The organism is Streptomyces sp. R-74717 (assembly GCF_047305335.1).
GTDB lineage: Bacteria > Actinomycetota > Actinomycetes > Streptomycetales > Streptomycetaceae > Streptomyces > Streptomyces atratus.
In genome coordinates this window covers 1,283,291-1,301,454 of record NZ_CP102361.1, presented here as the reverse complement: position 1 = coordinate 1,301,454, position 18,164 = coordinate 1,283,291, and the positions used below count along the sequence as shown (strand labels likewise).

Genomic DNA, 18,164 nt, shown 5'->3' with positions numbered 1-18,164 from the left:
TTCAGAACGCTGTTTCAAAACGACGTTATCAGAGGGGGTAGGCTGCTGGCCGTGGGTAGGCCGAGAACAAACGACGAGGTCGTCAAAGAGCGGCTTGTGGAGTGCGCGACCGAGATGCTCGCCACCCGTCCGCGAGAGTCAGTCACGGTCCGCGCCGTGGCCGCTGCTGCCGAGGCGTCGACGACGGCGGTGTACTCCTTGTTCGGTGGTAAGGACGGGCTGATCGGTGCAGTGCGCGACAGAGCCGTCACCGGCCTGTTCCAGGACCTGTCGGCGGTGCAGACCTCCGTGGACCCTCTCGCCGACCTCTACGCGCTGGCCGTCGCCTACCGTCGTTGGGGGCGCGGACACAGCCACCTGTACACGGTGCTGTTCGGTGGTGTGCAGTCCTTCGACCCGTCGGGGGAGGCCGGTGCCAGTGACCCGATCCGTCCGCTCCTCGCGGCGATCGATCGCGCCTTGACGGCGTCCGTCCTCGTCGGCGAAGCAACGTCGATCGCCCTGTCGATCTGGGCCGCCCTGCACGGGCTTGTGACTCTCGAACTGGCCGGGGCCCTCGACGCCGCCACGGCCGAGGCCGCATTCCGCTCGTCGATTCACGCCACGCTGCGCGGATGGACGACCGCGGAGGTGTTCCGCAGTCTTCGCCAAGCCGAACTCGCTCTTTGACAAGGATCAGGGCCGGTATCCGGACCCTCCCGGTCCCTGCCGGGGCGGGGGTGCGTGGTCGGTGAAGACCGGCATGCCAAGGTCCACCAGCTGCGGCCGACCATCGGTCGGAGCCCGTTTGAGGCTGTTGAGCTTGGCCATCGCAGCGTCATGAAGGGGCCGACTCGCACGGCGATGTCCTGGCAGCGGCCGGGCGTCCAGGGCTCCGGGGTGCGGAGGGCGGCGAGCATCGCGCGGAACGCGTCGACGACGGCCTGGTCCTCGGGGGAGGGGGCGCCGGGCGCGTGGCCGGATCGGCGGAACAGCTGGGCCAGTCGCTTCATCGGGTGGGCTCCTGGTCGTGGGTGAGGCGGGTGGCGGTGTGCTGGCCGAGTACGTAGCAGCGCAGGTCTATGTCTGCGGGCAGGGCGGGCGCGTGGTGACCGAGGAGTGCGGCTCCGGCTGCGACGGTGAAGGTCCGGTTGACGGCGTCGGAGCCCTTTTTGGTGCGCGGTGCCTGGAACAGCAGGTACCGGGCGGTCACGAAGTCGGCAGGGGTGAGGTCGGGGTCGGCGAGGATTTGCAGCGCGGCGGCGAAAAGGGTGTCGCTGTTGGCGGGGTCCGGGGTCGCTGTGTACATGGGATCGCCGCCGGTCTCCATGCGTGAGACGTCCAGGCCGCGGGCGGCGACTCGTGCCGCGAGTTCCGCGCCAATGGTGTGGGCGGCCTCGCCGCGGATGATGCGGTTGCCGGCCACCCGGCGCCCGTCGGGGAGTTCGACCCAGTTCTGGAGCACGTCTCCCTCGATGTCCTCTGAGGCGAACCTCGCGGCGGCCTCCTTTCCGTAGGTGGCCATCGCGTCGTAGGCGGGTGTTGCCGTGCCGCCTCGGTAGGTGTGTGACGGGCCGTCCCACGTCGCCCCGTCACGCAGCCGGCCTACCGGGCCGAGCCGGTCGTAGTTGGTGGTGCTGGCCGTGATGGGGGTCCGGAACCGCTCGGCGCTGTAGGCGATCCCGGTGCCGAGCCGGCCTGTGGCGCGGGCCGCCAGGTCTTCAGGAGGATGTCCCGGACGGTGGCGGCGGCCGTGGCCTGTTCAGCCGCGAACAGCCTGACCCGGGCTTGTTTGGCGGGGTCGGCGGTACGAAGCGCCAGCGGTGAGGTGGGGAAAAGATCAGCGGTGATGGTCGTCACAGGGTCTCCTGGGTGAGCGAAGAGCGGCAGTGGTGGGCCGTGCCGTGGGTTCGTGGAAGGCGTCGACGTTGCGGGCCGCGACGGCGGGTAGCGGGGTGGTGGCATCCGGGGCGGCCGGGCTCGTGGCCGGCGGCCGCCCCGGGCCGGACAGACGAAGCGGCCGCCGGCAGGGCGGCCGCTTCGTGATGGTGGACGTGTAGGGGGAGTGCGTGGTGAGGGGCGCATTGGACGTGGAAGGGTGGGGTGCGCCCCGGGGTGTCTGGCTGGCCACATGGCTGGTGACGGAACGGATCTCCTCGGGGCATTGCCGTGGTGTCAGGCGTGGCCTTGCGGCACAGCGCGTAGGGCGCGGGCCAGGCGAAATGCGTCCGTTGCGCCAGTCCAGGAGTTGGACCGGCGCAACGGATGGCTCGGGCCTCGCGGGTACGGGGTGGCGCCCGCGGTGGTCATGGCCGCAGGTGGGGCAGCTGCTGCAGCACTCGGGCGACCAGGTCCGGCGACGGCTTCCAGGGACCGAGCTGCCCGCCAGTGAGAATGGGCAGGGCGAGGGCCTGGACGTCGGCGAGCACCAGGTGGTGCTCGCCGACCTGTGCCCAGGGGCTGCACGGTTCGGATCTGTCGGGGTCTTGGTGGCAGCTGGTGATCCGGGCAACGCCGATCACTGCACCCGTTGGCAGTTGCAGACCGCGGATCGTGCGGGCGACCAGCGGGACCCGGACCAGGTCGAAGCCGGTCATCTCGCTGACACGAACTCAACCTGACCGCGACCGCGTAGCGCGTCGGCCCACCTGCCGGTCCACGCAGGACGACCGTCCCAACCTCAACGCCGCCATCAGCGAGACGGAAACCGGCGCCTGAACACGCGCCACGAGCCCGTAGGCACTTCTGGGCGGCACACCCTGTACAGCCGATAGTCCGAGCCCCCACGCCGCCGGGCTGCGACTCACTCCCGTGCTTCGGCTGGCGTCATGATGTCGAGCAAGAGGTGAGCGCTGTACCTCCTGGCTGCGGTCACGCTGTTGGCTGGACGCGGCCGGCTCGTTCGTCGGCGAGCCGCTTGAACGCGCGGGCCTGGCTGGCGCGTCGGCCGACGGCGCCTGTGTCGGGCCCGCTCGTGCATCTGCTCCAGGGTGCCCAAGCCGCGGCCGCCCAACGTGCCTACGGCCCGTGTTCCCGGGAAAGCCGGCACGGCCTGCCGCCCTCTTTACGGTGCGTGACGCTTACCTCAATATCGGTTATCACAGTGGATTCTGGGGTGGGGAGAAAGCCATGGCAACGGGCACGGACAAGGATTATTGGGCTTCACAGGCGCTGCCGAGCGTTCTCAAGCACAAGCTGCTGGGCCAGTACATTCCCCGCTTCGGCGGGATGACCGGCTCGCGTGGTCGGCACCAGGTCGTGTACCTCGACGGCTATGCGGGCGAAGGGCGGTACGAGAGCGGCGACCGCGGCTCTGCGGAGATCGCGATGCAGGTGGCCGCTCATCACCTGGAGAAGAACGCGCTGTTATGGAACTGCTTCTTCGTGGAGCAGAAACCCGATTCCGTTGCTCGTCTGGACCTGGTTGCTGCCCACTACCGCGCCCTGGGCGTGGACGCGAGGGTGCACCACGGCGCGACGCCCACGCAAGGCGTCCACGTACGACAGCTCGACGTACGGCTCCGCAAGATCCACCCCGGTACAGCTACCTGCCACCCCCAGCACGATCACCCGCACGACTAGTCGTGGAAGGCCGTGGTCGCCTCGAGCGCGGCGCGCCCAGTCGTCACCCGGTTCACTGGCGCGGTCTCATCGGCATAACCGAAGGAGATGCCCACGAGCGGCTTTCCTCCGGTGACGCCGAGCTCGCCTCGGACCGTGTCGGCGTAGAAGCTGAGCAGTCCCTGCGGGCAGCTGTCCACGCCGTACGCAGTCATCGCCAGGAGAAGGGTCTGCATGTAGCCGCCGACGTCAGCGGCCAGCCGTGGCCCGCCGTCACCGTTGACGAACAGGAACGCCGCGTGTGGCGCGCCGTAGAAACGCAAGCTCTCCGCGTCGTAGGCCGCACGTGCCGCATGGTTGTCAGGGTCGATGCCCAGCGCTCCGTACAGCTCGGCTCCGAATGCGGCCCGGCGAACCTGCTGCACCTGCGCGTACATGTCCTCGGAATACGGGAGGTCCGCCGAGGTGCGCTTCTCGGCGTGGGCCGCCTGCAAAGCATGCGCCAGGCGCTCACGCGTCGCGCCGCTCACCACCTCCACCTGCCAGGGCTGCGCATTGGAGTTGGACGGCGCGGCGCCGGCCAGGGAGAAGATCGCGCGCATCGTGTCCACAGGCACGGCCTCCGGACGGAACGCGCGTGTCGCGTGACGGTCGCGTATCAGCTTCTCCGCGCAGCCACTCAGCTCGGTGGGGTCGGCGGGACCGGCGGGGACTGGCCTGTTCATGGAACACTCCTCAGGGACAGCGCATGTAAACGGAAGCGTTTACTTGGGGGCAATCCTAGCGAGCCGACCCTGCCGAGGTAAACGCCTACGTATACTTGCTTCATGGGTACGACGACTAGCGCACTTCGACGAGGGGGGCGTGGGGGCCGGGAGCGCATCCTGGCTGCCGCCGCCCAGCTGTTCGCGGCCCAGGGGATCAATGCGACCGGTATGGAACAGGTCGCGGAGGAAGCACCGGTGTCCAAGCGCACGCTCTACGCGCACTTTCGGACCAAGAGCGACCTGGTCATCGCCCACCTGCAGGACCTCGTGTCGTCGGGCGCCACCCTGGAGAGCGTGCTGACCCGCGAGGACATCCCCCCAAGGGAGCGGATCCTCGGACTGTTCGACCAACCCGCGGCGGACGCGGCTCTGGTGCGCGGATGCCCGTTCATCGATGCCGCCGCGGAGTTCCCCGACCCGAAGAGCGCGGTCCATTCCCACGCCCGCGAACAGAAACTGCGGATGACTGAGCTGGTCACTTCCTTGGTGAGGGAGCTGGGCTGCCGGGAACCCGTCGCACTCGCCGAACAACTGGTCACCCTCGCGGACGGTGCGGCCAGTCGCGCCATGGTCCTGGGCGAAGCGGACTACGGCCGCCACGCGCGAGCAGCAGCCGAGGTCCTCCTCGAACGCGCTCTACCGGGCACGAACTGACGAGGAAGAGGGCCGCGCTGGACAAAGGTCCACCGAGGCATCGCTCGACGGGCCTATCACCTGCGTGACGGTTTCCTGCTCGATGACAGGCCCGGCCAGACAACGCCAAGTCGGGCTCCGGCGGAGGCGAGTAATTGTCAAGACTTGTGGATAGCCGCTCGACGGTTGTCCCGATGACGGAGGACGTGACCGCCGCGATCTGACGGGCTGTGACTCGTTTTTCGCCGCTGCAGCGGCTGCCCCTGCGGTGATCGAAATTGGATCGTCTGCGGCTCGTGGTCAGCCGTAGGGTGCGGCAATGGACTGGAACGCCTGGCATGGCAAGTACGACGTAGCGGACTCCTGGATGGCACGGAGGCTGCGGACCGTTCAATCGCAGACCCGGGCTGCCCTGGACGATGCCCCGGCCGGGCCGCTGAAGGTGATCAGCTTGTGCGCCGGGGACGGTCGTGACCTCCTCCACGTCCTGTCCGATCATCCGCGCCGCCACGAGGTGCGGGCGCGGCTTGTCGAGTTGGACGCCTGCAACACCGCCGCGGCTTCGGAGACGGCCCGCCTGGCAAAGCTGGACCAGGTCGAGGTAGTGACGGGCGACGCCTCCCTCATCGACCAGTACCGGGACATGACCCCCGCGGACCTCGTTCTGGTCTGCGGTGTCTTCGGAAACATAACCGACAGCGACATCGAGGGCACCATCGGCGCCTGCAACCAGTTGTGCAAGACCGGTGGCACCGTCATCTGGACCCGCAACCGTGCCGCCCCCGACCGAGTGCCCATGATCTGCCAGTGGTTCGACGAGCAGGGTTTCGAACTGCAGTGGCTGTCCGAACCGGGTGCTGGCTACGGGGTCGGTGTGCACCGGTTCACCGGCACGCCTCGACCCCTGCACACCGGCACCCGACTGTTCGAGTTCGTGGGCTACGACGTGCTCCGTCAGCGTGAGACTGCACAATCCGGCTGACCTCTGTCATGGCAGCCCCACTCCTGTCTGAGTAATTGCCCTATCCGACCAGCCGCCACAAGATCAGGCAGCGCCCCGCGAACCTTCGACCAGGACGCCACTCTCGAACCGGGCGCCCGTGCGAACCAGGGGCACGAGGTGGGCTCCGGTGATCGCCCGCCAGCGGGCCTGGGCGGACTCGACGACTTTGAACACCATCGCGAGAGCTGCGGCGGGGCTGCCGGCGCCGCGGGTGACCTTGGTGCGGAGCTTGACGGTGGAGAAGGTCGACTCGATGGGGTTCGTGGTCCGCAGGTGGATCCAGTGCTCGGCCGGGAAGTCGTAAAACGCCAGCAGCTCGTCGCGGTCGTCGGTGATCTTCGCGACGGCCTTGGGAAACTTGGCGCCGTATGTCTTCGCGAAAGCCTCGATCGCCTTCTCGGCGTGGCCGCGGTCCTCGGCGTTGTAGATCTCCTGCATCGCCTTCGTCGTGCTCGGCTGCGCGGACTTCGGCAGCGCGTTCGTGATATTCCGGGCCTTGTGGACCCAGCACCGCTGGTGGCGGGCAGCCGGGAACACCTCGGCCAGCGCCTTCCACAGGCCCATCGCGCCGTCGCCGACGACCAGCTCGGGATCGCGCATGCCGCGCCGGCGGCAGTCGCGCAGCAGATCCGCCCACGACTCGGTCGACTCACGCAGCCCCTCGGCCAGAGCGATCAGCTCCTTGGTGCCGTCCAGGCGCACGCCCATCAGCACCAGGACGCAGGAGTGCGCCTGCCCGAGCCGGACCTTGGGGTGCACCCCGTCCGCCCACACGTACACGTAGTCGGACTCGGCGAGGTCGCGCTGCTGGAAGGCGGCGTGGTCGTCCTGCCACTGCTTGGTCAGCCGGGTCACGGTGGCCGGCGACAGGCCGGCCGCCGAGCCGAGGAACTGCTCCAGCGCGGGCACGAAGTCCCCCGAGGAGAGCCCGTGCAGGTAGAGCAGCGGCAGTACCTCGCTGACCTTGGGCGACTTGCGGCACCACGGCGGCAGGATCTTCGAGGAGAACCGCATCCGCTCGCCGGTGGCCGCGTCCACCCGCCTGTCGTTCACGCGCGGGGCTGTGACCTCGACGGAACCTGCGGCAGTGGTCACAGTCCTCGGCCGGTGGTGGCCGTTGCGGACCACTAGGCGGCGCCTGGCCTCGTCCGTCACCGCGGCCAACTCGGCTATGTACTGGTTGACTTCAGCCTCCAGCGCGGCGGCGAGCATCCGCCGGGCGCCCACGCGGACGATCTCGTCGATCAGGGAGCCGGACTCGGTCGAACCGTCGGCGTTCACTACGCTGAGCACGGGCGTGCCTTCCCGACCCGCGCTGCGAACGCGGGCCTACTCGGTGACCATCACAGGATCATTCGGGAAGATACGCCCTCCGCGTCCAACCCGAAGTCGATCCACAGGTCTTGAGCATTGCTCCCGCGGGCGGTGAACTGCTGTCCACCGTGAAGTTCATGGTGCAGACCCTCGCCGCCGCCGGCGAACTCCAGCGTGACCTCCAGCGCGAGCTGACGTACGACGGACTGCGCGCCGCCGAGGCCAAGGGCAGCAAGGGTGGGCGCCGCCCCGCCGTGGCGGCCGCGACCGACAACGTGCGCACCGCGTACCTGGAGGGCCGCTCCATCGCCGCCCTCGCCCGCGACCACGGCGTCAGCCGCGGCGCGATCCGCACGGCCGTCGCCGACCTCATGCCCGACACGTCCTCGTTCAGAACCGGCGGGACAAGGCCGCAGCCAGGCGATTCTTCCGCAGGCTGATGACGAAGACGGGCAGGGTGCCGCGGGTGGTCGTCACCGACAAGCTGCGTTCCTACGGCGCCGCTCACCGCGAGGTCATGCCCTCGGTGGAGCATCGCTCGCACAAGGGCCTGAACAACCGGGCCGAGAACAGCCACCAGCCGACGAGGCAACGCGAACGGGCGATGAAGGACTTCCGCAGCGTGGGCGGGCCCAGCGGTTCCTATCCGCGTTCAGCGGTATCTCACCCCACTTCCGGCCCCGACGCCACCTGATGACCGCATCCGAACACCGAGCCGAAATGACCATCCGCTTCACCATCTGGGAGCAGATCACCGGCGTCATCGGCCGACCGGCCTCGGCCTGAGCCCAGGCCGGCACCCGGCCCCACCACACCTCGACGCACCGTCAGACACCCACGCACCCAACAACGTGACAACGCCGTACGAAGTAGTCCGGCGCGTGCGAGACGGACTTGCCCCGCTCGTTCTCCCAGAACAGCCACAGCGGCTGCGAGGCCAACGCGGTCACAGCCGGGTCGAAGTCGAGGACCATCGCGTGATCGCGCTCCAGCCACGACTCGTATCCGACGTGCGTGCCGACCGTCGCGGACCAGTACAGGCCCGGGTAGTTCCGCTGCCCGCGGTACGAGGGGAACTCGCGTACCGGACACCCGTCCTCGAACCGCACCCCTGCGGCTCTGGCCAGCGGCACCCGGCGTTCCACCCCGTCACCTCCCATGTAACCCACCTCGAAGCCCTCGACCCGGGCGGGCGCCGCCCCGGAGACGGCCGACAGCCGCGTCACTGGACCTCGCCCCCGTTCGGCGGAGCTGTCCAGGCCATAGCCAAGGCGAAGCCGAGGTCATCGAACCGGGCCCCGGGGAAGACGCTTCCGTAGAGCTCGCGGAACTGTTCGCGCGAGAGGTAGTGGTCGCTGAGCAGGTGGGCCAGCCAAGGTCGGCTGTGCCAGAAGCGCAGCTGGAACCACGCGTCGCGAAGACCCACGCGTCGGATCTCACCGGGGAAACCCCACAGTGCAGGCCAGGTGTATGCCTTGCGCGGCGGCGTCGGATACAGATCACACACGTTATCGATCAGCGCGACGGTGCCGCCAGGCCTCACGAGGCCCTTCAAGTGCTCCAAACCCGCGCGGTAGTCCTCCAGATGGTGCAGCATCGTGTGGCTGTAGACCAGGTCGAAGCCACCTTCGTCTTCCAGGTCGAACAGGTTCTCCACCACGTAGCGCACGTTGGGCCGCGCCCTCTTGGCCCTGGCGATCTCGATCAGGGGACCGCTCAGGTCCAGGCCGATGACTTCCTCGAAAGTCGTCGGCCAGGGCCTCGACCGCGTGCCCCGAGCCGCAGCCGGCATCCAGAGCACGTTTGCCCTTCAAGCCAAGACCGAGCAGCCAGGCGGTGTTTCGCCCCGGAAGCAGGCTCACGAAGCGGTCGTAGTCGAGGGCGAACCGGTCGAAGGACTGAGGATCAGCTATCTGCGTCATACCTCTCCCGTACACGGTATGGCCCCGCGAGCGCAGAGGATCGCCAGAACCCTCGCCAGATCGAATGAGAACTCGCCACGGTTCTCGCCAGATCACGTGCGCACTCGCCACATCACACGCGACCACCTGACCTCTCGCAGTGAAGGTTGAGCTTTCTCACCGAACATTGAGCGCAGGAACACCGCAGGCCAGAGGCCCCGTAGAGGCTCCTGAGCGGGCGTGTGCAACACAGACCGAGCCGCAGCGGCCAGCTCTTCCGCCGGGGCGGCGCGACGCTCTGACCTGCGTGCTTAACCATCGGTGAGAAAGGTTGCCGGTCACCAGCCTTCGCTGAGAATCGCTCAACCTTCACTGCGAGAGGTCACGACCCGACAGTTTCGGCCGCCATCCCTGGCAACACCACGCAACATACATTGACCGAACGGGTTAAATGTACAGGCTAAATTGAATCTTCCGTCAGGGTTAAAGTGTGCTAGTGTTCAGGGTGGAGGTAGACAGATATGGCATCCGAGGAAGAGCTGTTCGCGAACATCGACGCCCTGCTGGCAGAGGAGCCGCAGCTCCCGCCCCCGGCGGAGCGCGCCCGGCTCCGTGAGGCCGCCGGCATCACGCAGGCCCGTCTCGCTCAGGCCCTGAAGTCGACGACCCAGACGGTGAAGAACTGGGAGAACGGCCGGAGCGAGCCGAAGCCGCCACGCCTGGAGGCGTACCAGCGGCTGCTGAACGGCTGGGCCGCGAAGTACCCCGCCCACGGATCTTCCGCCGCCATGCCCGCCCCGGTGGCCACGCCGCCGCAGCCGGCGGTGCCGCAGACGTTCACCGGCCCGGCCGCGACCGAGCCCACGGAGGCCGCTGCCCCGGCACAGGCCCCGGCCACCCCGGCCGCGGCCGAGCGTCCCCGCCCGGTCGCGACGTCGAGGCGCCCCGCAGCGAAGAAGGCGGCGGCGCCCGCGACCAATCCGCGGTTCCCGCACGGCCCGCTCGCCGTACTGGACGGCGACGGCTCCGCGTACGGCGTCGACGGCATCGTGCTCGACTGCCCCGCGACCACGATCCCGCAGCTGGTGGAGTGGACCCTCAAGGAATCCGGTCTCGGTGCGCCGAAACTGCACCGCAACGGCAAGGACTCCGACCCGCTGATCGTGCTCACCGCGGCCGCCGCCGTGAAGCTCGGACTGCCGGAGCGCCTGGAGGGCCACGAGCAGCGCCGCTCCCTGCGCCTGCCCGAGGACCACCCCGTGGTCAAGCAGGTGACAAAGGCGAAGTGGCAGCTCACGCAGCGGGGGTTCGGCCCGTGGGCGAGGATCTACCGCAAAGCCACCGGAACCCAGCGCCAGTGCGTGCAGCTCGCCGTCCTCTCGTGGGACGCCCTCGATGAGCGGTCGTGGCCGGGGGTGTCGGAGATGGAGCCGGCCGACGTCGCCCGTGTGCTCGGCGTCTACGCTCAGCGGGTCATCACCCCGCGCGGCAGCACGGCCGTGTCCGGGCTGGAGCTGATGACCGCGCTGCGCCCGCCAACCCGGGCCGTGCAGGACAAGGAGACAGGGAACTGGGTCTCCGGCCACAACCCCGGGTCGCTGGGCACGGAGCCGATGGATCCGGCGCCGCCGGAGGCCCGCCCCGAGCACCCCGTGGTCGTCAACTCCGGCTGGACCGGCGGCTTCCTGAACGAGGAGGCGTACCAGTGGGTGCGCGACGTGTCGCTGCTGTCCGATGAGGAGTGCCTGCTGCCGTGGGCGGTGGGACTCGACTTGAACACCGCGTTCCTCGCGGCCGCGGCGAGGCTGACGGTGGGGCTTTCTGCGCCCGACCACTTCCACGCCCCGACGTTCAACCCGAAGATCCCCGGCTCCTGGCGGGTGGACCTCTCCCACATCGAGCTGGACCCGCGCCTGCCCTCGCCGTTCACGCCGACCGGCGAGCGCCCGACGGGACCGGCCTGGTACCAGACGCACGCCGTCGCCTACGCCCAGGAGCTCGGCTACAACGTCGCCCCGATCGAGGCGTACCTGCGCCGGGAGACCGGTGCGTACCTGGACCCGTGGCACGACCGGCTCAAGAACGCCTACGTCGACACGCTCGCCGACCTGGGCGTCACGAAGGACCTCACCGACACCGAGTTCCTCGCCGCGATGGAGCAGCACAAACAGGTCGACCCGGCCCTGGCGGCCGTCCTCGCCGCCATCAAGGGCACCGTCAAGGGCGGCATCGGCAAGCTCCGCGAGGGCCCGCAGGGCAAGCAGTACCGCGACGGCGAGACGTGGCCGGCCCTTCAGCGGCCGACCTGGCGCCCGGACATCCGGGCCGCCGTCATCAGCAAGGCCCGGGTCAACATGCACCGCAAGCTCAACAACATGGCCAAAATGACGGGCCTGTACCCGCTGGCCGTGCTGTCCGACTGCGTCGTCTACCCCTCACCCGGGGCCTCGCCGATGGACTTCCTGCCGTACGCCGCCTCCGGCAAGCCGCAGCCGGGCGGCTTCCGCCTTGGCCCCACCCCGGGCCTGGCGAAGCTGGAGGGCGTCCAGGAGATGGCCTGGGCGGTCGACCTGATGGAGAAGGGCCTCAACCCCGCCCGCCACATCAAGGGCGGCGACGCCGTCCTCGAAGAGGGCGAGTAGGCCGTGCCCGACGCCGACACCGGCACGACGTCCCCGGCTGGAGGCCGGTGCGGAGCTGGAGCGGACGCTGGACCGCCTGCAGGCGCGCATGGAGGCCCTGCAGTTCTCCATGCGCGCCCACCGCGCCTCGCCGCGGTTCGAACTGCGGCGGCATGACCTGCGCGAGACGCGCGAGACCTGGTTCCGGCTCGTCGACCCCGACGGCCGGGGCCCCATCCCCGAAGGGAGCTGAGCGAAGCCGTGGGAGACATCGAGGACGCCATCGAGCGGGCCGACCGGGAGGCATTCACCCGGGAGCCGCCCAAGACCCTCCAGGGCCGCATCAACTTCCTGATGAAGCAGCTCAAGACAACCAAGGCCGTCGCGGCGGAGCTCGGGGTCAGCCAGCGGTCGGTGGAGCGTTACCGCAAGGGCGAGCGCAAACACCCGCCGAAGGACATCGCAGCGAAGATCGACGGCGCCGTCCGGTCCCGCTGGCAGCCCCAGGTCCGCAAGCGCCGGCGCAAGCAGGCCGCCGCCGCGACCGGGATCACGGTGGAGACCAGGGCCCGGTTCGGCTACACCGCGCCGATCGGCACCACCGACGACGGCCGCTTCCGCCGCCTCACCGTCCACCTTCCCGCGACGTACGCGCAACGCCTGTTCGACGCCCGCGACGCCGGGGCCAGCGACCAACAGATGCGCGACATTATCGCCGAAGGATTCAAAGACGTGTATTTCCAGGACGGCGGAGGCCGCGCCATGGGAATCTCAGACGTCGCTATCAACGACATCGACTATTTGGATCTGGATTTCTGATCGGATAGCCAACCACAGCGGATACGACAACGCCCCGTTCCCGGCAGGTCCAATGCCGGGGACGGGGCGTTTCGCATCGTAGCCACCGCCGTATCCAGCCGGGCGACAACGCGTATCCACTCGTATTGCCAGAAGGCAGGCCTGCCTCCCGCGCGGCTGGCTTTGTTCACGAGAACCGGTTCTGGCTCAGGTTCTGTGGACCGGCCACGCTGAGTCACGGATCGGCACGTGGGGGCGCTCACGGAGGGGCACTGCTCCGGAGAGCATGAGCCCGGAACCGGGGCCCAGCTCGGGTGAGGCTCCCTCAGCCAGGGGCGACCTGATATGAGTTGATCATGAATGCTGAAACTCTTGACCCGATGGAGCGCCTGCTCGCAGAGCGGGCCTGTGAGCGGCTGGTCGTCGAGTTCGTCCACCGGCTCGACCTCGGGAACCCGAGCTCGGTGGCGGACCTGTTCACGCGGGACGGCACCTGGGTATGGCCCGCCGGCGACCGCCGCATTGCGGGTCGCGACGCCCTGCGCATCTACTTCGGCGACCGGCCCGCAGACCGACTGTCACGCCGTATATGTACCAACATCCTGGTTACCGTGGCCTCTGCGGATACCGCCTCCGCCACCACCTACTTCACCACGTACCGTGTCGACGGCTACAGCGAGGGCCTTGTACCGCCGCGGCCCCCGGTTCAAGTGGGGCACTACGAAGATACGTTCCGCAAGGTGGACGAAACCTGGCTGCTCACCACGCGGACTCTCTTCCTCTCCTTTGCCGGTCCCACGGAACGCCTCGACGGGCCCGGCCAGTCATGAGCTCGGCTCCCGGTCGGCCAGCCGTCAAGGGTCCTGCGCCACGGGGAGTGACACTCCACAGAACCTGAGCCAGAGCCGGTTCTCGTGAACAAAGCCACGCGGCACCCACCGAGACCGGAACACCCGAACTGGCACAGCGCTCACCCCACAGCGGTAGGGGGTGGCGAGCACCGCCGCGCGTTACGCCCCACCAGGCCCGACAGCGACATGGGTGCCCTCAGTGCGGGGTGCGGCAGTTCGGGTCGGTGCAGCTACCGGCCAGCGCCAGCGTGCGGTCCTCGGGCGGCGAGTCCAGCCACTCCGCGCGCATAGCCTGGAGCCGGGTGACGTCCGAGGCCAGGTCCGGAACCTCGGCCCGCAGGTTCTCGGCCCACTGCTGGGTGAGCGCCCGGCCGTTGACGTACAGCTCGCCGTCCCGGCCACCGACCGCGAACAGCACGCCGTTCTGAGCGGGGATCACCATCGCGCCCACCGGCTCGGAGACCTTGCCCTGGCGCACGAGCACCGCGGTGGCGGCCTGAGCGTCGCCCAGAGCTTTCTCGTCCAGCGGAGGCATCGGGTCCGGGGCGGCCGCAGTCGGCAGAGGCATCACGCCGTCCTCGGGCGCTCCGTCCAGGCCGCGGCCAGCGAGCTGGTTGTTCTCGTAGAAGGTGATCAACCCGGCTAGCAGCGGCATTTCCCTCCGCAGCCGCTCCGCCATCGATGGGGTGAGCCGCTCGCCATTGGCCAGCACCTGCCCGCTCCGGCCAACCGCGACCGACAGCACCTTGCCGTCCGGGGTGAAGTGGTACTTCGTCTCTGTGCCGCTCTTCATCAGCCCGGTGTCCACCGCCCGGTCCCAGGCGCGCAGGACGCGCTCCATCTCGGCCTGCGGGAACGGCGGAGCTACTCCCGGCCGTACTCCAGACTGACGGCGCACGTCCCGCTCGGTGCGCTTCTTCTTGATTCGCCCCATCGGCAGCCTCCTCGCTCATCGGCCCCCGTGCGACCAACGAGCACCCCGCGTGCCGGACACGACGTGGCATCCCCCGAACGGCCCCACGTGCTCTACAGCGGGTCAGGGCCGCACATGCCGCACAGTCGCTTGCGGCAGCCCTTGAGCCGCAGTTCCTGCGCGGTGTAGAGGTCGGGCAAGCGCGACCAGTAGAGCCCACCGGCCTTACGGGCATAGGGGCGTGAGAGCTCCAGTTGCGCCAGGCTCTTCTCTGGTGAGTTCAAACTCGGACAGTCCCAGCGGTGCAGCCGGGTAGCCTGCCGCCCAATGGCGTAGGTAGCTCCCTCGTCTCGCTGCCTCTTCCAACGGTCGATGTCCTTCCGGGCCTCCTCCTCGGCGCGGCCGATCTGGTCACAGATACGGCAGAGACCCTTGGTGTGCTCGCAGGAACACTCACCGCACCGCCCGCACGGGACGCACCCGTGCGTACGGCGTTCCTGCGACAGCGGGGACTGGTAGACCAGGATGCGGGGCGGCCGGCCGTGGTGCGGGCGACTCTCGACGAGCCCGGCGTCGATCAGCTCGTCAAAGAACGGCCGCACCCGCTGCACGTCCTCCAAACCAATCAACGGGGCCACGTCCTCCACGCTGATGCCGTCATCTACCCGGGCCTGCAGAACGACGTAAAGCAACCGGCTGGTGACGCTCAACTCGATGTTGAGAACCACGTCCTGGTGAATGGTCACCAACGGCGAGCAGTTGTCTCGGTACACGGGCATGATCATGCTCCGGACGTAGAGGTCGGACACTGGCGCGGGTCAGGCACCCAGGAATAGCTGGGGCAGCTGCTCGACCGTCTCCAGGGCCACGGCGTAGTTCTCCCGGGCCTGCTTGATGCGGCGAACGTCCGCGACCAGATCGGCATACAGATCCTGGGCACTGCGCTCACACTGCCGCTGCAGAGCCTCTGCGACGGCTTCCAGCTGCTTCTCGGCCGTCGCGGCGGCCTCGGCAGCAAAGCCAGGGACCTTGGGGTGCGTGGGCCAGCCCGTCGAGGAGGCGGCCCGTTCTGTTGCGGCGCGATGATCCTTCCTGGCGGTGCGCAGCTTCAGCACGGCGGCGGAGCACGACAGGTAGACCTTGGTGTCCTCGATCGTCGCCGCGATCTGATCGTCGCGGATCAGGTCGAACACCTTGCCCTGGAAGAAGTCGGTGGAGCCCCGGTGGGTCTCCAGGGCGCAGGCGTCCAGGAACTCCTCGTCGACACGGGAGCGCGGCTCGTACGGGCCGCCGGCGATCAGGTTGTACGGAGCGTTCTTCGCCCCCTGCGGCACCTTCCACACAGCCAGCTCGCCATCGTGCTCGAACACGACGTGCCAGTGCGGCTGACCGGCCAGGCGCATGCTGTGGCAGCACTTCGGGTCGACCACGATCCCCCAGAGCCTCCCCTGTGTCGTGCAGTCGTGATCAGTCAAGGGACTACGCCGGGGCAGCTGGTTGTAGATAGCCTTCGACATCCGCTTGCTGCCCACGGACAGGACCTTGATGGTCACCGCGCCGCTGGGACCCTGGCATGAATCAGCAGCACCAAGACGAACGGACGCGCATCCGCGGGGCCATGGACCGGCTCCTCTCCGGTCAGGCCACCGCCTCCAATGGCAGTCTCACCGTCGTTGCCCTCGCCGCCGAGGCCGGTGTCCACCGCATGGCCCTCCTCAAACGGCACGTCGACCTGAAGAACGAGTTTTACGAACGTGTTCGCAACGAGACGCAGCAGATCCCGGAAACGGAGAAACGACTCAGGGAAACCGTCACCAAACTCAAAAAGACCATCGCCGAGCAGAGAACCGAGATCCAAGAGCTCCGCGACCTGGTCACTCGCCTGACCCTCGCCAGTGCCGTTCTCACGCAGGGGAAGGCAGCATCAGCAGAACCGGCCTCCGACAACGTCATTCCGTTCCCTCGATCGACAACGTGACAGGGCTGCTCTGGTCGGTAAGGCTCGCAGCGTGCCTGCACAGCATTGGCACTTCCTAGACGGTCGAGCAGTCCAGGAGTCGCCCGTCGGTGGTGCCAATGAGCAGTCGGCCGGGTTCGGTAACGGTCAGTGCGGTCGCCACGACGGGAACTCTGGCAACAGTCAGGTGCTGACGCCAGCGGACGTTGCCGTCACGTAGATCGAGTCCGACGATCTCGCCATCGTCGTACGTGACATAGACGGTCTCCATGTCGTGGTCGAGGTCCGTGGCCTTCCGGTCTGTCCGAAAGACCCAAGTCGGCTCTGCACTGGCCACCGCGCGCCGTACGACGAACGAGCCGCCGGGCTGCAACCCGTGGCCGTGATAGGCGGTGCCGGCATAAATCAGGTCGCCGTCGGCGGTCTCCACGCCGGGGCCAGCGAAGTGTGTCTCACCTGGCTTCCAGGAGTAGGGAAACAACTGATTGACCTCCGCCCCACTCGGCTCACGCGGACGTTCGGCAACCGGTATGGACCCCAGTTCCGCTGCCGCAAGCCAGGTTTCACCTGGTCCAGGCTTCTGCCCGCCCTTCGTGGAAACGGTTTCCTGAAAGTAGATCCGGCTGCCACGCCGGATACGCAACCTGCTCCGCTCCGCGTTCCGCCCAGCGGGTGCGAGGGCGGGCAGGCCGTCAGCACATCGCACCAGGGACACTGAGCTGGAGGGAGTGAGGTGGTCGAGCTGCGCCCCGTCCTGGAGCGCGAGTCGGACCACGGCCTGAGCACGCTCCTCCCACGGAGGGCGCACCAGACCAACCCAGGCCGATCGCTCATCTGCGGCGATGACAATGTCACGGCCGCCACCATCGTCGTCCCGGACAGCCCACTGCCGTCGCCCCGAGGGCAACCAGGACTCCAACTGGACCCCGTCGAGCGTCGCCACGATCCTGCCGTCGGACAGTTCCTCAACCGCGCGGACGTTGCGTCGTGGGTCCCAGGTCGTACTCAGACCGGAGACCGTCTGGCGGGCATCCTCTCGACGGTCGGTTCGCGGGGCCGCTACCCGTGGTCCGGCCAGGTCATATCCGGTGATCGACTGGGGCGGTACGACCCTCCAGTCGGGCCGATGAACCACTGCGATGTGCCCTTCGCTCCACGCGTTTTTGTCCTGCCAGTCGTCAGGCGGTGCCATCAGCACGCGTAGTTCCTGTTCGCTGAGCCATTCCAGGCCAAGGACCTGGCGGCCGAGTTCGTGTTCGATGAGCGACGTGGCGCTGCCCGTCTCCAGGTCCAGTAGGAGCAGTTCCCCTTCGAAGAAGTAGCCGCCGTCGTAGTCGCCCGTACCGACTGCAAGGAGGGGGAGCCTAGGGTGGAAAGCCATCGCGTGCACGGGATAGCGCGCACGGAGAAGGGCGCGGCAGGCCAGATCATCGGTGCCGTAGACACCAACCGGCGTAGTACTGCCGAACCAGTGCACGCCCGCCACTGCCACGTGCGTGCCTGCCACTGCTAGCAATCCGCGGCCCTCGTCATCGACGGCGAGGACGGGATCACCGACCTCGGCGAAGGGACGGTCACCGAGGATTCGGTCGATGCGGAACGAGATGGTCATGGTGGTGATCTTCTCAGCGGCCAGAAGCTGCGTGAAGCCACGGACCTCAAGAAGCCGAACAGAAGAACTTGACGGGGAAGTGCGCTGAGGACTGGATCGCCGCGAACCCGGTTGAGGCCCGCCTCGGCCGGTTCGCCTCCGACGCCCAGCCCAAACGCCGGCGCGACGACGACCACGCCTGACTCCTCCACCTGGAGGCCCCCCATGAGCAGCAACCCAAAGCACGACGTCGACCACCTCGCCTACCCCGAGCC

At 68.3% G+C, this 18,164-nt stretch carries 20 protein-coding genes and 1 pseudogene; 11 read left to right on the top strand and 10 right to left on the bottom strand.

Features of this window, described 5'->3' with window-relative positions; all coding sequences use genetic code 11:
- The first annotated feature begins 51 nt into the window (after positions 1-51).
- Entirely contained in the window at positions 52-669 is a 618-nt protein-coding gene (locus tag NRF20_RS05975) for a TetR/AcrR family transcriptional regulator (RefSeq protein WP_398635170.1), read from the top strand.
- Between the two features lie 319 nt (positions 670-988).
- Here the strand turns inward: NRF20_RS05975 and NRF20_RS05970 are convergent, their stop codons facing one another.
- Positions 989-1,504 (bottom strand): hypothetical protein, encoded by a 516-nt coding sequence (locus NRF20_RS05970; RefSeq protein ID WP_398635169.1) that lies wholly within the window; start codon positions 1,502-1,504, stop codon positions 989-991.
- A gap of 781 nt (positions 1,505-2,285) precedes the next feature.
- Positions 2,286-2,576 (bottom strand): hypothetical protein, encoded by a 291-nt coding sequence (locus NRF20_RS05965; protein WP_398635168.1) that lies wholly within the window; start codon positions 2,574-2,576, stop codon positions 2,286-2,288.
- Positions 2,577-3,108: 532 nt separating this feature from the next.
- Between NRF20_RS05965 and tcmP the strand changes: the two genes are divergently transcribed.
- The gene (gene tcmP / locus NRF20_RS05960) at positions 3,109-3,561 is read left to right on the top strand and encodes a three-Cys-motif partner protein TcmP (protein ID WP_398635167.1); all 453 of its coding nucleotides are present in this window, start codon (positions 3,109-3,111) and stop codon (positions 3,559-3,561) included.
- Here the strand turns inward: tcmP and NRF20_RS05955 are convergent.
- On the bottom strand, positions 3,558-4,265 hold the full coding sequence (locus tag NRF20_RS05955) for a nitroreductase (protein ID WP_413752156.1): 708 nt from the start codon (positions 4,263-4,265) through the stop codon (positions 3,558-3,560). The two genes, tcmP and NRF20_RS05955, sit on opposite strands and share 4 nt — an antisense overlap.
- A 102-nt stretch (positions 4,266-4,367) precedes the next feature.
- Between NRF20_RS05955 and NRF20_RS05950 the strand changes: the two genes are divergently transcribed.
- Together NRF20_RS05950 and NRF20_RS05945 are read left to right on the top strand one after the other, a co-directional pair.
- On the top strand, positions 4,368-4,961 hold the full coding sequence (locus NRF20_RS05950; RefSeq protein WP_398635165.1) for a TetR/AcrR family transcriptional regulator: 594 nt from the start codon (positions 4,368-4,370) through the stop codon (positions 4,959-4,961).
- 298 nt (positions 4,962-5,259) lie between these two features.
- Positions 5,260-5,922 carry a class I SAM-dependent methyltransferase gene (locus tag NRF20_RS05945; protein WP_413752155.1) on the top strand — a complete coding sequence of 221 codons (663 nt, stop codon included), beginning with the start codon at positions 5,260-5,262 and terminating at the stop codon, positions 5,920-5,922.
- Positions 5,923-5,985: 63 nt separating this feature from the next.
- Here NRF20_RS05945 and NRF20_RS05940 read toward each other — a convergent pair whose 3' ends face one another.
- Positions 5,986-7,236 (bottom strand): IS256 family transposase, encoded by a 1,251-nt coding sequence (locus tag NRF20_RS05940; RefSeq protein WP_413752154.1) that lies wholly within the window; start codon positions 7,234-7,236, stop codon positions 5,986-5,988.
- 110 nt (positions 7,237-7,346) lie between these two features.
- Here NRF20_RS05940 and NRF20_RS05935 point away from each other — a divergent pair, with 110 nt between their 5' ends.
- Both NRF20_RS05935 and NRF20_RS05930 read left to right on the top strand, forming a co-directional pair.
- The gene (locus NRF20_RS05935; protein ID WP_398635164.1) at positions 7,347-7,697 is read left to right on the top strand and encodes a hypothetical protein; all 351 of its coding nucleotides are present in this window, start codon (positions 7,347-7,349) and stop codon (positions 7,695-7,697) included.
- A pseudogene (locus NRF20_RS05930) lies at positions 7,640-8,043 on the top strand (IS6 family transposase); the annotation flags it as partial. The gene NRF20_RS05935 and the pseudogene NRF20_RS05930, both read left to right, overlap by 58 nt.
- Positions 8,044-8,084: 41 nt before the next feature.
- Here the strand turns inward: NRF20_RS05930 and NRF20_RS05925 are convergent.
- A complete protein-coding gene (locus NRF20_RS05925; protein WP_413752153.1) occupies positions 8,085-8,483 on the bottom strand; it encodes a TnsA-like heteromeric transposase endonuclease subunit in 399 nt (132 codons plus the stop codon).
- Entirely contained in the window at positions 8,480-9,049 is a 570-nt protein-coding gene (locus NRF20_RS05920) for a class I SAM-dependent methyltransferase (RefSeq protein WP_413752152.1), read from the bottom strand. Before NRF20_RS05920 ends, NRF20_RS05925 begins: the two co-directional genes overlap by 4 nt.
- A 630-nt stretch (positions 9,050-9,679) precedes the next feature.
- Here NRF20_RS05920 and tap point away from each other — a divergent pair.
- The 4 genes from tap (at position 9,680) to NRF20_RS05900 (ending at position 13,407) form a co-directional block, all read left to right on the top strand.
- Positions 9,680-11,800 (top strand): telomere-associated protein Tap, encoded by a 2,121-nt coding sequence (tap, locus tag NRF20_RS05915; protein WP_413752151.1) that lies wholly within the window; start codon positions 9,680-9,682, stop codon positions 11,798-11,800.
- A gap of 88 nt (positions 11,801-11,888) precedes the next feature.
- On the top strand, positions 11,889-12,032 hold the full coding sequence (locus NRF20_RS05910) for a hypothetical protein (RefSeq protein WP_398635120.1): 144 nt from the start codon (positions 11,889-11,891) through the stop codon (positions 12,030-12,032).
- Between the two features lie 8 nt (positions 12,033-12,040).
- Positions 12,041-12,598: a telomere-protecting terminal protein Tpg gene (gene tpg, locus NRF20_RS05905; RefSeq protein WP_398635119.1), complete on the top strand. Its 558-nt coding sequence runs from the start codon at positions 12,041-12,043 to the stop codon at positions 12,596-12,598.
- A gap of 335 nt (positions 12,599-12,933) precedes the next feature.
- The gene (locus tag NRF20_RS05900; protein WP_413752150.1) at positions 12,934-13,407 is read left to right on the top strand and encodes a nuclear transport factor 2 family protein; all 474 of its coding nucleotides are present in this window, start codon (positions 12,934-12,936) and stop codon (positions 13,405-13,407) included.
- A gap of 217 nt (positions 13,408-13,624) precedes the next feature.
- Here the strand turns inward: NRF20_RS05900 and NRF20_RS05895 are convergent, their stop codons facing one another.
- From NRF20_RS05895 to NRF20_RS05885, 3 genes are all read right to left on the bottom strand, one after another.
- A complete protein-coding gene (locus NRF20_RS05895) occupies positions 13,625-14,362 on the bottom strand; it encodes a hypothetical protein (RefSeq protein ID WP_413752149.1) in 738 nt (245 codons plus the stop codon).
- Between the two features lie 92 nt (positions 14,363-14,454).
- Positions 14,455-15,120 carry a hypothetical protein gene (locus NRF20_RS05890; protein ID WP_398635116.1) on the bottom strand — a complete coding sequence of 222 codons (666 nt, stop codon included), beginning with the start codon at positions 15,118-15,120 and terminating at the stop codon, positions 14,455-14,457.
- 39 nt (positions 15,121-15,159) lie between these two features.
- Entirely contained in the window at positions 15,160-15,894 is a 735-nt protein-coding gene (locus NRF20_RS05885; protein ID WP_398635115.1) for a hypothetical protein, read from the bottom strand.
- Positions 15,895-15,914: 20 nt separating this feature from the next.
- Here NRF20_RS05885 and NRF20_RS05880 point away from each other — a divergent pair, with 20 nt between their 5' ends.
- Positions 15,915-16,319: a hypothetical protein gene (locus NRF20_RS05880; protein ID WP_398635114.1), complete on the top strand. Its 405-nt coding sequence runs from the start codon at positions 15,915-15,917 to the stop codon at positions 16,317-16,319.
- Between the two features lie 55 nt (positions 16,320-16,374).
- Here the strand turns inward: NRF20_RS05880 and NRF20_RS05875 are convergent, their stop codons facing one another.
- Positions 16,375-17,910, bottom strand: coding sequence for a hypothetical protein (locus tag NRF20_RS05875; RefSeq protein ID WP_398635113.1), 1,536 nt, complete (start codon positions 17,908-17,910; stop codon positions 16,375-16,377).
- Between the last annotated feature and the right edge of the window lie 254 nt (positions 17,911-18,164).

Coding starts and splice junctions, on each gene's coding strand:
- NRF20_RS05970 (WP_398635169.1), bottom strand. CDS start 1,504: ATGGCCACCTACGGAAAGGAGGCCGCCGCGAGGTTCGCCTCAGAGGAC.
- NRF20_RS05965 (WP_398635168.1), bottom strand. CDS start 2,576: ATGACCGGCTTCGACCTGGTCCGGGTCCCGCTGGTCGCCCGCACGATC.
- tcmP (WP_398635167.1), top strand. CDS start 3,109: ATGGCAACGGGCACGGACAAGGATTATTGGGCTTCACAGGCGCTGCCG.
- NRF20_RS05955 (WP_413752156.1), bottom strand. CDS start 4,265: ATGAACAGGCCAGTCCCCGCCGGTCCCGCCGACCCCACCGAGCTGAGT.
- NRF20_RS05950 (WP_398635165.1), top strand. CDS start 4,368: ATGGGTACGACGACTAGCGCACTTCGACGAGGGGGGCGTGGGGGCCGG.
- NRF20_RS05945 (WP_413752155.1), top strand. CDS start 5,260: ATGGACTGGAACGCCTGGCATGGCAAGTACGACGTAGCGGACTCCTGG.
- NRF20_RS05920 (WP_413752152.1), bottom strand. CDS start 9,049: ATGCCGGCTGCGGCTCGGGGCACGCGGTCGAGGCCCTGGCCGACGACT.
- tap (WP_413752151.1), top strand. CDS start 9,680: ATGGCATCCGAGGAAGAGCTGTTCGCGAACATCGACGCCCTGCTGGCA.
- NRF20_RS05910 (WP_398635120.1), top strand. CDS start 11,889: ATGGAGGCCCTGCAGTTCTCCATGCGCGCCCACCGCGCCTCGCCGCGG.
- NRF20_RS05900 (WP_413752150.1), top strand. CDS start 12,934: ATGAATGCTGAAACTCTTGACCCGATGGAGCGCCTGCTCGCAGAGCGG.
- NRF20_RS05895 (WP_413752149.1), bottom strand. CDS start 14,362: ATGGGGCGAATCAAGAAGAAGCGCACCGAGCGGGACGTGCGCCGTCAG.
- NRF20_RS05890 (WP_398635116.1), bottom strand. CDS start 15,120: ATGCCCGTGTACCGAGACAACTGCTCGCCGTTGGTGACCATTCACCAG.
- NRF20_RS05880 (WP_398635114.1), top strand. CDS start 15,915: ATGAATCAGCAGCACCAAGACGAACGGACGCGCATCCGCGGGGCCATG.
- NRF20_RS05875 (WP_398635113.1), bottom strand. CDS start 17,910: ATGACCATCTCGTTCCGCATCGACCGAATCCTCGGTGACCGTCCCTTC.